This is a genomic window from Arthrobacter sp. AOP36-F1-5 (genome assembly GCF_058137995.1).
This window is the reverse complement of record NZ_CM176892.1, coordinates 3,318,190-3,331,380: the sequence shown is the minus strand read 5'-3', so window position 1 is coordinate 3,331,380 and position 13,191 is coordinate 3,318,190. Positions and strand designations below refer to the sequence as shown.

The following is a 13,191-nucleotide window of genomic DNA, read 5'->3' as shown; positions in this document are numbered from 1 at the left end:
ACACATGTTGGAAGAGGTGTACCTAATCGACACGATGCGGAGATGAGAATGGGTGACCGGTGGCCACTGCCCGAGGCGGGCGGCGTATCGCGGGCCCGACTGCTGGCCAGTTATCTCGCGAGCCTTGATCTGCAACGCCGGGCCCTGGAGGCCCAGCTGCATTTGAGCACCTCCGAATTGCGCATCCTGTGGCTGTTTTCCGACGGCCGGCATCGGACCCTGCGTGAGATTGCCGACAGCCTCCGGCTGGAGCAATCCACCGTGAACCGTCAGGTCAACGCGGCGCATGCCGCTGGACTGCTGGGACGTTCACGCCCGGAAGGAGGGAACGCCTACGTCTTCTTCTCGGCCCCCGCGGGAGTGGCGGCCTTCGAGGAGGACCTGGTCACGAGCCTGGGCGCCTACGAAACAGCACTGCAGCAGCTGGGACCCGACGATGCCGCCACCTTCCTGCAGACCTTGCGTCGGTTTCTCGACGTGTACCCCGAGGCGCCCGAGGACCCCGACGGGGGTTCCACGCCGTAGAGTCCCCTCGGCATCCGCGCCGCTAGACAAGGTCGGGGACGTGAACCTAGACTGTGTGTCATGGGCCACATCCGTGGTTCTGGTCCCCGGTGCCCGTGGCGAGTGCGGACCGCCGCGCACCTTCACAGTCAGGGTGGTATTGCCTCATGGCCTGGACGTCACCGGCATCGCCGGGATGGCAACGCTCCGCGGAGCGCGCCCACGCCCGGTTGTCCTCGGGGCAACCCCTGCCCGCGGGGGTGCAGGACCCCGGGTTCCCCCGGCTGCGTCCGGTCGTCCATGACTCATGGATCCGTTCGTTGGGTTTCCACGACGACCCCTCCGGGGCCGCCGCCCGCCACGGGTTGAGCGATCCTCAGCTCGCCGATGTCCGACGCAGCCACCCGCTGGTCTCGCTCATGCCCGTCTTCGACCGCCTGCTGGTCCAGCCGGCGAAGGACACGGGACTGCTCGTCGCCGTGGGGGACGACGCCGGGCACCTCCTCTGGGTCGAAGGCGACACCTCGGTGCGCAACGCCGCCGAACGGATGGACTTCGTCCCCGGAGCCGATTGGTCCGAACGCTCCGTCGGGACCTCGGCCCCCGGCACGGCCCTGGTCACCGGGACCGGCGTGCAGGTCAGCGGGGCGGAGCACTTCAGCCCGGAGGCGCACCGCTGGAGCTGCTCCGCGGTCCCCATCCATTGCCCGGTGACCGGCCGACTGCTCGGCGTGGTCGATCTGACGGGCCACGACGACGCGGTGGCCAGCCACTCGTTGACGCTGCTGCGGGCGGCGGTCGCCGCCGCCGAAGCGCAGTTGCACGTCGACGCCCTCCAGGCCGCCGCCCGCGGTCATCAACTCGTGCTGCCGTCCCCGCGGGCCTCCTCGCCCGCGACCCGGCTGCAGGTCCTGGGCTCCGCGGCCGGAACCCTCGATGGTGCGGCACCAGCCAGGGTGCTGGGCGGTCGCCACGCCGAAATCCTGACCCTGCTGGGCTGGAACCGCGGTGGGCTGGGTGCCTCCGAACTCGCCGACCTGCTGTTCGGGGACGTCGGACAACTAGTCAGTGTCCGGGCCGAAATGGCCCGACTGCGCAAGGCGTTGGGACCCGAGGCGGGACGGATCGGGTTGGAGTCGCGTCCCTACCGCATCGGCCCCGCCGTCACGGTCGATGCCCGGGACGTCCTGCGCCATCTCGGGGCGGGGCGCCATCGGCAGGCCCTGGCGGCCTACACCGGTCCGGTCCTGCCCCGCTCCGAGGCGCCCGGGATCATCGACATCCGCGGCGAGGTGGCCGGCGCCCTGCGCGAGTCGATGCTCAATGATGCCGATCCCGACACGTTGCTCGACTACCTCGAATTGCCGGAGGCCGGCACCGACGTCGAGGGCCTGCGCACCGCCCTGCAGGTCCTTCCCGCGCGCTCACCGCACCGATCGGTCGTGGTGGCCCGGCTGCAGCGGCTGGACGCGGAACTGGCCTGACCTTCGGCCGTGGCCGGTCGGCGATGCAACGTCGATGCAACCCCTGACCACGTACCGTGATCCACATCACGCGGAATCCGCCATCGCGGCTCCGGGCCGCTCGGCCCGGCAATGCCAGCGGTGGCCAACAAAGGAGTTGTCATGACCGTTTACGCCACCCCCGGAACCGATGGGGCACTACTGGATTTCAAGCCGCGCTACGAGCACTACATCGGCGGTGAATGGAAGGCCCCCGTGAAGGGCGAATACTTCGAGAACATCACCCCCATCACCGGCAAGGTCTTCTGCGAGGTCGGCCGCGGCACGTCCGAGGACATCGAGGCGGCCATCGATGCCGCCGAAGGCGCGGCACCGGCCTGGGGCAGGACCAGTGCCGCCGAGCGGGCGGGCGTACTGAACCGGATCGCCGACCGCATCGAGGAGAACCTCGAGATGCTTGCCGTCGCCGAGACCTGGGACAACGGCAAGGCCATCCGCGAGTGCCTTAATGCTGATCTGCCGTTGGCAGCCGACCACTACCGCTACTACGCTGGGGCCATCCGCGCGCAGGAGGGGCGGCTCTCGCAAATCGACGAGAACACCGTCGCCTACCACTTCAACGAGCCGCTCGGCGTGGTCGGACAGATCATTCCCTGGAACTTCCCGATCCTGATGGCTACCTGGAAACTGGCACCCGCGTTGGCCGCGGGCAACGCAGTCGTCCTCAAGCCCGCCGAGCAGACCCCGGTGTCGATTCTGGTGTTGATGGAGCTGATCGGGGACCTGCTTCCACCGGGAGTGCTCAATGTGGTCAACGGATTCGGCACCGAGGCCGGCAAGCCACTGGCGTCGAATAAGCGCATCCGCAAGATCGCGTTCACCGGTGAGACCACCACCGGCCGGCTGATCATGCAGTACGCCTCGCAGAACCTCATTCCCGTCACCCTTGAGCTGGGGGGAAAGAGCCCGAATATCTTCTTCGAGGACATTGCCGCGCAGAACGACGCGTTCTACGACAAGGCACAGGAAGGGTTCACCATGTTCGCGCTGAACCAGGGCGAGGTCTGCACCTGCCCCTCCCGCGCCCTGGTGCAGGACTCGATCTACGACCGGTTCATGGGCGACGTCACCGCACGGACAGAAGCCATCAAGCAGGGACACCCGCTGGATACGGACACGATGATGGGCGCCCAGGTCTCTAACGACCAGATGGAGAAGATCTTGTCCTACATCGACATCGGCAAGCAGGAAGGCGCCCAGATCCTCACCGGTGGAGGCCGTGCCGACCTCGGAGGCGAACTCTCCGGAGGCTACTACGTCCAACCGACGATCTTCGCCGGGGACAACTCGATGCGGATCTTCCAGGAGGAGATCTTCGGGCCAGTCGTCTCCGTGGCCCGTTTTAGTGGCTATGACGATGCGCTGAAGACCGCCAACGACACCCTCTATGGTCTCGGTGCCGGGGTGTGGACCCGCGACGGAGCCACCGGCTACCGTGCGGGGCGCGAGATCCAGGCCGGCCGGGTCTGGGTGAACAACTACCACGCCTACCCGGCCCACGCGGCGTTCGGTGGCTATAAGTCCTCGGGCATCGGGCGCGAGAACCACCTGATGATGCTGGACCACTACCAGCAGACCAAGAACCTGCTGGTCTCCTACGCGCAGGAAAAGCAGGGGTTCTTCTAAACCATTTATTGCCCCAACCGCAGTCCACGGGTTCCGGCACCGACGCCGGAACCCGCGAACCCCGAACCCCGAAAGAGCAGGAAACACCATGAGTACCATGAATGCAGCCATCGTCCACGAGTTCGGCAACGACATCGACATCACCACCGCCGAGGTCCCGGAGCCGGGCCCCGGCCAGGCATTGGTGAAGCTGATCGCCTCCGGCGTCTGTCACACCGACCTTCACGCGCTCGGTGGCGACTGGCCGGTCCAACCCAAGCTTCCGCTCATCCCGGGACACGAGGGTGTCGGCTATGTCGAGAAGATCGGCGAAGGCGTCACCGAGGTGAAGGTCGGCGACATGGTCGGCAACGCCTGGCTCGCCAACGCTTGCGGGAACTGCGAGTTCTGCCGCACTGGCTGGGAGACGCTCTGCGAATCCCAGACCAACGGTGGATACTCCGTCGACGGATCGTTCGGCGAGTACATGTTGGTTGAGGCCAAGTTCGCCACCCATATCCCGGAAGGCTCCGATCCGCACGAGATCGCCCCGGTCCTCTGCGCGGGGGTCACGGTCTACAAGGGGCTCAAGCGCTCCGAGGTCAAGCCCGGTCAGTGGGTGGTCATCTCAGGGATCGGCGGTCTCGGGCATATCGCCGTGCAGTATGCGGTTGCCATGGGCATGCGGGTCGCCGCGGTCGACGTCGCCGAGGAGAAGCTGGCCCTGGCGCGCAGCCATGGCGCCGAAGTGACGGTCAACGCCTTCGCCGCCGATCCGGTCGAAGCCATCCAGGAAGCCACCGGTGGTGCCCACGGAGTGCTGGTCACGGCCGTGCATCCGGACGCGTTCGGTCAAGCCATCGGCATGACCCGGCGCGGCGGCACGATCGTCTTCAACGGACTGCCACCGGGAGATTTCCCCGCCCCCATCTTCGACATTGTGCTCAAGGGCCTGACCATCCGGGGGTCCATCGTTGGCACCCGTCAGGACATGATAGAAGCCTTGGAGTTCTATGCGGCGGGCAAGATCAAGCCCACCTTCCACACTCGCCCGCTCGAGGACGTGAACGCGGTCTTCGACGAAATGCGCCACGCCAAGATCGATGGCCGAGTGGTCATCGACTACACGGGGACCACCGTCTAAACGGTTTCCGGGAAGGAACACTGCCGTCATGCCCCCGGTCCGGAGCCGCAATCCAGCGGTTCCGGACCGGGGTCACGGCCCCTGAGGAGAAGGAGAACGCCGTGGATACCGTGCTCGACGCCCGCCCCGACATAGAAGGTGAGGACTTCACCCGCGTCCGGCTCACCGCCGACGCCCAGGTGCTGCTGCGCAGCCTCTGGGCCCGCCATGGGCCGCTGATGTTCCACCAGTCGGGTGGATGCTGTGATGGTTCATCGCCGATGTGCTTCCCGGAAGGGGACTTCATCACCGGCGACGCCGATATCCGCTTGGGTGTCTTCGGACTGAAGGACGACGACGGCACCCCGCTGGGTGATATTGATTTCTGGATGTCGAAGGAACAGTTCGCATACTGGAAACACACCCTGCTCACCGTCGATGTCGTTGATGGAAGGGGCGGGGGCTTCTCTCTCGAGGCTCCGGAAGGCAAGCGTTTCCTGATCCGCAGCGAACTCATCGACGGCTGAGGCCCGACCTTGCAAGCCGGTGGCCGACCCGTGGCGCAGGGAGCCTGGGACCATCGGCCACCCGGTACCCGCGCTCCTTGGCGAGGACAGATCACTCGGGACAGGGAAGTCCCCGGCGGGTGGCCGGCAGGCCACAATCGCGAGATGTTTCGTCAGGCTGGTGTTCCTGCTGAGACAACCCGGCCAGTATTCTCACCTCTTCCAGTCGCCTGGGCTGGAACCAATTTCCTTGCCTCACTTACCGTCAGACCGGATCCGACGGCTGGTATACGAAGCTGCCGCCATCAACAAACTAAGGAGTTCCCATGACTTTCCCTCCCATCGCCCACGTCGCGTTGACCGTGACAGACCTGGACCGCAGCTCGGCCTGGTACGAACGGCTCCTGGGTGTTTCGCCCGTGTTGGATGAGGACGCTGGCGGTTTCTGGCACAAGGTCTATCCGTTGGACGGCGGAATGCTGCTGGGGCTGCACTTCCACCCGGTGACGGACTCCAACGACCGGTTCGACGCCCGACGAGCGGGGATGGACCATGTCGGTTTCGGATGCGCCGACTATCAAGAACTCGTGCGCTGGCGGGATCAGCTGGACACCTGGGGAATCGAGCACGGCGAAATCGTCGAAGCCCACTATGGTTCGGGGCTTTCGTTTGCGGATCCCGACGGAAACGCGCTCGAGTTCTTCGCACCCGCTTCCTGATCCGCAGCGAACTCATCGGCCACTGAGGCGACCCGGCGCGTCCTCCCCGCGGGGGCAACCATGACAGAATCGAGGTGAACACCCCCCCGCCCCGTGGTAGCCGTCAGGAGGCCCCCGACCGATGAAGGACCAGGGAACGCCCGGCGCTGCCCGGCGCCAACTGGACATCGAATCCCGGTCGATCTGGGCCGGTGTCGTCGCGGGGATCCTGGCTGTCATCGTCGGTGCCATCGAGTTTCGTGGATACCGGCCACCCTTGGCCGGGGACGGGTCGGTGGCGATCTATGCCTCGGTGGTCTCCGGGGTGATGGCCGGTGCCGGATTCGTGGCCGGATACGTCCAGAACATCCGTACCGTCCATCTGTGGCTCGGTGCGCGTCCGGTCATCCGGCAGATCCTCGACGTCGCAGCCCTGCTGGTGGTGCACGCCTCGATCGCGACGATGTCCGCCTTGGTGCTTTTCCGACTCTTCCAGCAGGCATTCTCGGGCCTGACCGTGGATCCGGTGGCCGGAACGGTGATGTTGGCTGTTTCAGCTGGTGTCGCTGGCTACTTCGGATATATCTCCGGGGCGCGTATCACCGCCATCGCCCTGTCGGTGATGCTGGCGGTCTTCATGTCCTCCGGGATGCTGGTGAGCATGCTGTATGCGGAGAACCCGCTGTGGTGGCACTCCATGTTCAGCGAGCTGGGCACCGGGCAAGCCGGATTGACGTCCTTCTGGACGTTCAACACCACCATCACGACCTCAGGGATCATCCTGACCACTCTCTCCGCGTTCATCACGCGTGACCTGAAGCAATGGGCCGACGTCGTCGCCGCCGCCAAACGCCACGACGAATCGGGTGCCCGGCGCTGGCACCGGACCCTGGGCGTTCAACGGCTCATGCGCCCCCGCCCCGGGGTGGTGCGTACCTGCCTGGTTGCCGGCGGGGTGTGCATGGTCGGCATCGGACTGTTCCCCGTCAATACATTCGAGCCGGTGCATACATTCTTTGTGCGGGTCCTCGCGGTGTTCCTGCTGGTGTTGCTGGCCGGGGTTCCGCTGTGGCTACCGGGGTTCCCCAAGGCCTTCTTTCTGCTCACCTATCTGGCGGTCGGCGCGCTCGTGGCGGCAGCGGCCCTGTGGCGTCCGCTGCAGTACTACAACCTCACGGCTCTCGAGCTCGCAGCGGCCGGAATCGTGTTCGCCTGGCTCGTGGTTTTCATCCGCAATACCACCGCCGTGGTGGCCTCTGCCGGCGTCGAGCCCGCGGTCCCCGGTCTGCCCGCAGGCCCCCTGGAGGACGAAAAACCCCGCAACGACGGCTCCGGTCATATAACGAAGAGGTAACGATAGCTAGCGGGTCAAAACAACACGGGGCGCTCGGCGGCATCCCTTGGCAGCTTTGGGATGCCTCCGAATGGGGTCGGTGCGGCGAAAGTGTCCTCTCGGGCAGAATCCGTGTCAAATCGCCACACCCCGGCTTGATCGAAATCCTGAGCGCGTTAGGTTTGTAGGGATGGAAAATGAACTCGCAAACACACAGTCCGAGGCTACATTTCGCCACCCAGCCACCGAGGACGGAGCAGCCATGTGGAACATGGCCAAGGATTCCGAAGTGCTGGACTTGAACTCTTCCTACTACTACCTGCTCTGGTGCCGTGACTTCGCGCAGAGCTCGCTGATGGCCGTCATCGACGACCAGCCAGCCGGCTTCGTCATCGGCTACATGCGCCCCGACGAGCCCGGAACCCTGCTGATCTGGCAGGTCGCCGTCGGCGCCGGCTTCCAGAAGCGCGGCCTGGCCGCCAAGATGCTCGACGAGCTGGCCGAGCGCACCCATGCCGATCGTCTGGAAACGACGATCACGGCCGATAACGGCGCGTCGAACCACCTGTTCCAGCGCTTCGCCGAACGCCATGAGGCCGAATGCGAGCGTGAGCCGCTGTTCACCCCAGGCATGTACCCGGATGGCCATGACACCGAGTACCTGTACCGCATCGCCCCGCTGGGACTCGATGCCGATCTGCGCACGCTGAACCTGGCGTCCAGCAACTCCAAGGGCTGATCCCCCACCACGACTTCCGGCGCCCCGGGCTCCACCGTGATGCCCTGCGCCCTCCTGAAGCCTGTCATCGACCTATGAAAGGGAATGACCATGACTGACATCTTTGAAATCCGCGAATCAGAGGTTCGCACCTACAGCCGCAGCTGGCCGGCAGTGTTCGCGACCGCTTCCGGCGCCACGCAGACCGCCGAAGACGGCACGGAATACCTGGACTTCTTCGCCGGGGCCGGTGCCCTGAACTACGGGCACAACAACCCCGCCCTGACCCAGCCGCTCGTGGAGTACCTGACCAGCGGCGGCGTCGTGCACTCGCTGGACATGATGACCCCGGCCAAACGGGACTTCCTGCAGACCTTCCAGGACCTCATCCTCGAGCCGCGCAAGCTCGACTACAAGGTGATGTTCCCCGGCCCGACGGGTACCAACACCGTCGAAGCCGCGCTGAAGCTGGCCCGCAAGGTGACCGGACGGCAGAACGTCCTGTCCTTCACCAACGCGTTCCACGGCATGACGCTGGGCGCCCTGTCGGTGACCGGCAACTCGATGAAGCGCGCCGGGGCCGGCGTCCCGCTGGCCAACAGCTCGCGGATCCCCTTCGACGGCTACCTCGAAGGCGAACAGGCCGACTTCGTCTGGCTCGAGCACCTGCTCGAAGACAGCAGCTCGGGCGTCGACAAGCCCGCCGCCGTCATCGTGGAGACCGTCCAGGGCGAAGGTGGCCTGCGCGCCGCCCGCGCCGAATGGCTGCGCAGCCTCGCCGCGCTGCTCAAGCGCCACGACGTCCTGCTGATCGTCGACGACGTCCAGGCCGGTTGCGGCCGTACGGGCACGTTCTTCAGCTTCGAGGAAGCCGGCATCGAGCCGGACATCGTGTGCATCTCCAAGTCGATCTCCGGCTACGGCATGCCCATGGCGCTGACCTTGTTCAAGCGCGAACTCGACATCTGGGGCCCGGGCGAGCACAACGGCACCTTCCGTGGCAACAACCCGGCCTTCGTCACCGCGACCGCCGCACTGAAGAAGTACTGGGCCACCGGCGACTTCCAGAACGAGCTCGCCGGCACCGTCACCGCACTGCGTGATGGCCTGGCCGAGATCGTCGCCCTGGTCGACGGCGCGGAACTGCGCGGCCGTGGCCTGCTCTCCGGCGTCGTCTTCCCGGACCACTCCATCGCCACGAAGGTCGCCGCCGAATCCTTCGCCAACGGCCTCCTCGTGGAGACCTCCGGCTCGGAGGACGAGGTCCTGAAGATCATGCCGCCGCTGACCATCACCGCCGAAGAGCTGCAGCGCGGGCTGACCGTGCTCGGCAACGCCGTGCGCACCGTGACCGGACAGCCGGCCCTGGCCTCGGCCTAGGCTCCGCAGCACCCCGATAACCACCCCGACTTTTCCCCAACTTCCCCAGGAGGACACCAGATGAAGGTAATCAACCGCGATGACCTGAACGAAACCGAGCGCGACATCAAGTCGGAGACCTGGCGCAGCCGCCGCATGGTGCTGGCCCGCGAAGGAGTCGGCTTCTCCTTCCACGACACCGTGATCTACGCCGGAACCACCTCGACGTTCCACTACGCCAACCACATCGAAGCCGTGTACTGCGTGCAGGGCGAGGGAACGCTGACCAACGAAGTGACCGGCGAGGTCCACGACCTGGCCGACGGCACCATGTACCTGCTGGATGGCCACGAGAAGCACACCGTGCGTGCCACCACCGAGCTGCGCATGGCCTGCGTCTTCAACCCGCCGGTGACCGGCCGCGAAGTCCACGACGAGAACGGCGTCTACCCGCTGGTCGTCGAGGATCCAGCCGAGGGCTAGGTCCCGACGGATTTCCGCGAAGCGCGGTACACACTTCGGTGTGTGCCGCGCTTTTGCGTGTCCGGGACCGGCCCCACGGCAGCTCGCTGCGATACCCGGTCGGCCGGCTACGGAACCTCCCACGGTTCGATCGGGCCGGGAATCGTTGAGAAAAGGCGATGCGTCTCGGGTGGCGTGGGGACCGAACCCCTGAGCTCGACCGCGCGGACGGCCAGTTTGGCCAGCAGGTGGTCGCGCTCGTGCTCCAGCTGGCCGGCGGTCACCGTCAGCAGCGGCCCGGCCGGGACGTGCGGGACCAGGACAAGGGCACGGTTGAACCGGTAGCCGCGGGAATCGGCCTCGGCCGCCAGGCCCTCGAGGTAGGCGCCGATCAAGGAGATCGGGTCGCCACCGGCACGGAACCGCGTCAATTGGGGGTGGTTCCGATAGCCAACGGTGTCGCCGCCAAGGACCTTTTGCGCCAGCAGGGTTTCACGCCAACAGGCAACCAGACCCTTGGAATCCAGATACCGGGGGTGCAGGGACCAGAGTCGCATGAGAGTATCGTTCCACATTCCCCCCGGGGCCGCCCTCCCGGCGCACAACGCGGCCGGAACGCTTCACGCGCTGTCCCGGGTCTGGGATAGTGGGCAGCATATCCGCTGAACTGGAGGACCGTCGTGAGCACGCCACCATCCACCGGGTCCCCGCGCCGGGCCTGCCTCGTCGTCGGGGTCCCTCCACGGCCGCGGGACGAACTGATCCGGACCGCGGCGGAGGTCGCCCAGCAGTATGGGGCGTTGGCACTGTTTGCCACCGTGGATCCCAGCCGATATGCCGTTAACGGCGCCGACGGCTCGACGTGGTCCGCACCGATCGACCCGGACAGCGACGAACCAGCCGAACCCACTTTCGACCCCGAGGTGCGTCGCAGGATCGAAGGCCTCATGGGCGGGCTGGACGTGGAATGGTCCACGCGCTGCCTGGTCGGGGACACGGCGACGGCCCTGGCGGCCTTCGCCGCGGAACAAGAGGCCGCGATGATCGTCGTCGGCACGCGGGAGCCGGGCGTCAGCTCGGGCTTTCGTGAGTTCCTGGGCGGATCCGTGGCGGTGCATCTGGCCCACCGGCAGGATCGACCGGTCCTGGTGGTTCCACTGCACCCGGTGGCCACGGACGCCCGGCTGCCGTGGGAAGCTTCCTGAGCCGGGCCCCGGAGCGACGCCGCGGGGTCGGGTCGCCACGGCTACTGCACTAGGATCGTTGTTCGGCCGCGAAGCCACGGCGTGCAATCAAGGGAGTACCGGTGAATGAAGTAGGCGAGGGACTGCGTTCCCTCGACGGGACGTGGGTGTATCTCTTCGGGGCGGTGATGGTGGCCCTGTCCGCGCTGATCCCCCCGGTGCCCAGTACGACGCTGTATGTCGCGTTGGGCGCCCTGGCCGCGCAAACGGACACCCTGAACCCCCTCCTGCTCGCCGCCTCCATGCTCGTCGGCGCGATCGCCGGGGACGCGGCGATCTACGCGTTGGCCGTGCGCTTCGACGTCGTGAACTGGCGGATCCTGGCCGGACGGCGTTGGCAGGCGGCCCTGGCCGCGACGCGCAATAGGCTCAAGGACCACGATCTTCCCCTGGTGATGACCTCGCGGTTCATCCCCATGGGCCGGTTGACGATGAACATCGGCTCCGCCTTGGTTCCCCACACCTGGCGGGTCTTCCTCCAGCATTCGCTCATTGCCGGGGTCCTCTGGTCGGTGTATTCCGTCGGGGTGGGCCTGCTGTCCGGGGCCTGGGACGGTTTGTCCACCGAGGTCGCCGTGCTGTTGGCCATCGTCGTCTCGCTGGTCCTGGGTCGGGCCATCAACAACGTGATCAGTTGGTGGGAAACCCGGAACCTGCCCGCACCCACCGTCGCGGGCAAATCGAAACTCCGTCGTCGTGCCGTCAAACGGGCCGCATCCGCGCAGGAAGCACCCGCGGAAAACCCGGTCTCCGAGGCCTGAATGGGCGCCGGGTGGACGGGCATGGGAGAATGGGTGTAATGAGTACCCCTGAAGAGACCGCAGCCCCCGATTCCACCGAGCGTTCCCGCCAGTCGGAGAACCGCGCCCGGCAGGAAGGCCGCGCCCAGGTCCGTCCCACCGCAGAAGGCTGGACCCAGGCCATGGCCCCCGACGGCCGGCCGAAGCTGGAGTTCAAGTCCAAGGCGCGCGTTTCCCAGCCGCCGGTGCACCTGGCCGATCTGACGCTGGCCGAACGCCAGGCCAAGCTCGTCGAACTCGGTCTGCCGAAGTTCCGGGCCAAGCAGCTCTCCGTGCACTACTTCCAGCACTACACCACCGACCCCGAGCAGATGAGCGATCTGCCCAAGGAACGCCGCCAGGAACTGGTGGACGCCATGTTCCCGACGCTGCTCACCCAGGTGAAGCGCTTGACCACCGACAACGGGGACACGGTCAAGTTCCTGTGGCGGCTCTTCGACGGTTCCCTGGTCGAATCCGTGCTGATGCGCTATCCGGGCCGGGTGACCCTGTGCGTCTCCAGCCAATGCGGTTGCGGCATGAACTGCCCCTTCTGCGCCACCGGCCAGGCCGGACTGACCCGGAACATGTCCGCCGCGGAGATCCTGGACCAGATCGTCCAGGCCAACCGGGTCATCGCCGAGGGCGGACTCGGAGGCGGCCGCCGCGATGGAGGATACGACGCCGAACGCGTCACCAACATCGTGTTCATGGGCATGGGCGAGCCGCTGGCCAACTACAAGCGGGTCATGAACGCCGTGCACCGGATGATCAACGACGCCCCCGAGGGGCTGGGCATGAGTGCACGCAACATCACCATCTCCACCGTGGGGCTGGTCCCGGCGATCAATAAGCTGGCCGCCGAGGACATCCCGATCACCTTCGCGTTGAGCCTGCACGCCCCCGACGACGAGCTGCGTGACGAGCTCATCCCGGTGAACTCGCGGTGGAAGGCCGATGAGGCCATCGACGCCGCCTACAACTACTACAAGGCCACCGGGCGACGGGTGTCGATCGAGTACGCGCTGATCAAGGACATGAACGACCACGCCTGGCGGGCGGATCTGCTGGCCAAGAAGCTCAATAAGCGCGGCCGCGGTTGGGTGCACGTGAACCCGATCCCGCTGAACCCCACCCCGGGTTCGGTCTGGACGTCCTCGGAGCCGGAGATCACCGACGAGTTCATCAACCGTCTGATCGACGCCGGGATTCCCACCACGTTGCGCGATACCCGCGGCAAGGAGATCGACGGCGCCTGCGGCCAGCTCGCCGCCTCGGAGTAGGGCCGCGCCGGAACGAAGGAACCGGTGGCCTAATGCGGCCCCGCCATCGCGTGC

Annotated in this window: 14 protein-coding genes; 13 read left to right on the top strand and 1 reads right to left on the bottom strand. The window is 66.4% G+C overall.

What is annotated here, in order from left to right:
* Positions 1-42: 42 nt before the first annotated feature.
* The 10 genes from AC3ZI9_RS15345 (at position 43) to AC3ZI9_RS15300 (ending at position 9,852) form a co-directional block, all read left to right on the top strand.
* Positions 43-525, top strand: coding sequence for a MarR family winged helix-turn-helix transcriptional regulator (locus tag AC3ZI9_RS15345; RefSeq protein ID WP_444554772.1), 483 nt, complete (start codon positions 43-45; stop codon positions 523-525).
* Between the two features lie 146 nt (positions 526-671).
* Positions 672-1,988 carry a GAF domain-containing protein gene (locus AC3ZI9_RS15340; protein ID WP_444554771.1) on the top strand — a complete coding sequence of 439 codons (1,317 nt, stop codon included), beginning with the start codon at positions 672-674 and terminating at the stop codon, positions 1,986-1,988.
* Between the two features lie 141 nt (positions 1,989-2,129).
* Positions 2,130-3,653, top strand: coding sequence for an acetaldehyde dehydrogenase ExaC (exaC, locus tag AC3ZI9_RS15335; RefSeq protein ID WP_444554770.1), 1,524 nt, complete (start codon positions 2,130-2,132; stop codon positions 3,651-3,653).
* A gap of 88 nt (positions 3,654-3,741) precedes the next feature.
* Positions 3,742-4,776 carry an alcohol dehydrogenase AdhP gene (gene adhP / locus AC3ZI9_RS15330; protein ID WP_086996678.1) on the top strand — a complete coding sequence of 345 codons (1,035 nt, stop codon included), beginning with the start codon at positions 3,742-3,744 and terminating at the stop codon, positions 4,774-4,776.
* 101 nt (positions 4,777-4,877) lie between these two features.
* A complete protein-coding gene (locus tag AC3ZI9_RS15325; protein ID WP_086996675.1) occupies positions 4,878-5,282 on the top strand; it encodes a DUF779 domain-containing protein in 405 nt (134 codons plus the stop codon).
* 305 nt (positions 5,283-5,587) lie between these two features.
* Entirely contained in the window at positions 5,588-5,980 is a 393-nt protein-coding gene (locus AC3ZI9_RS15320; protein ID WP_086996672.1) for a VOC family protein, read from the top strand.
* 121 nt (positions 5,981-6,101) lie between these two features.
* Positions 6,102-7,313 carry a hypothetical protein gene (locus AC3ZI9_RS15315; protein WP_489923722.1) on the top strand — a complete coding sequence of 404 codons (1,212 nt, stop codon included), beginning with the start codon at positions 6,102-6,104 and terminating at the stop codon, positions 7,311-7,313.
* 268 nt (positions 7,314-7,581) lie between these two features.
* Entirely contained in the window at positions 7,582-8,031 is a 450-nt protein-coding gene (gene ectA, locus AC3ZI9_RS15310; RefSeq protein WP_489923721.1) for a diaminobutyrate acetyltransferase, read from the top strand.
* Positions 8,032-8,121: 90 nt separating this feature from the next.
* The gene (gene ectB / locus AC3ZI9_RS15305; RefSeq protein WP_444554768.1) at positions 8,122-9,390 is read left to right on the top strand and encodes a diaminobutyrate--2-oxoglutarate transaminase; all 1,269 of its coding nucleotides are present in this window, start codon (positions 8,122-8,124) and stop codon (positions 9,388-9,390) included.
* A gap of 60 nt (positions 9,391-9,450) precedes the next feature.
* Positions 9,451-9,852 (top strand): ectoine synthase, encoded by a 402-nt coding sequence (locus AC3ZI9_RS15300; protein WP_444554767.1) that lies wholly within the window; start codon positions 9,451-9,453, stop codon positions 9,850-9,852.
* A gap of 107 nt (positions 9,853-9,959) precedes the next feature.
* Here the strand turns inward: AC3ZI9_RS15300 and AC3ZI9_RS15295 are convergent, their stop codons facing one another.
* Positions 9,960-10,388 (bottom strand): pyrimidine dimer DNA glycosylase/endonuclease V, encoded by a 429-nt coding sequence (locus AC3ZI9_RS15295; protein ID WP_444554766.1) that lies wholly within the window; start codon positions 10,386-10,388, stop codon positions 9,960-9,962.
* A 123-nt stretch (positions 10,389-10,511) separates the two neighbouring features.
* On the opposite strand from AC3ZI9_RS15295, the gene AC3ZI9_RS15290 reads away from it, so the two are divergent.
* The 3 genes from AC3ZI9_RS15290 to rlmN all read left to right on the top strand — a co-directional run bounded on the left by AC3ZI9_RS15290 (position 10,512) and on the right by rlmN (position 13,137).
* The gene (locus AC3ZI9_RS15290) at positions 10,512-11,036 is read left to right on the top strand and encodes a universal stress protein (protein ID WP_444566087.1); all 525 of its coding nucleotides are present in this window, start codon (positions 10,512-10,514) and stop codon (positions 11,034-11,036) included.
* Between the two features lie 101 nt (positions 11,037-11,137).
* A complete protein-coding gene (locus AC3ZI9_RS15285) occupies positions 11,138-11,836 on the top strand; it encodes a DedA family protein (protein ID WP_444554764.1) in 699 nt (232 codons plus the stop codon).
* Positions 11,837-11,874: 38 nt separating this feature from the next.
* Positions 11,875-13,137, top strand: a complete 1,263-nt coding sequence (rlmN, locus tag AC3ZI9_RS15280; protein ID WP_444554763.1) for a dual-specificity RNA methyltransferase RlmN — start codon at positions 11,875-11,877, stop codon at positions 13,135-13,137.
* The last annotated feature ends 54 nt before the right edge of the window (positions 13,138-13,191 follow it).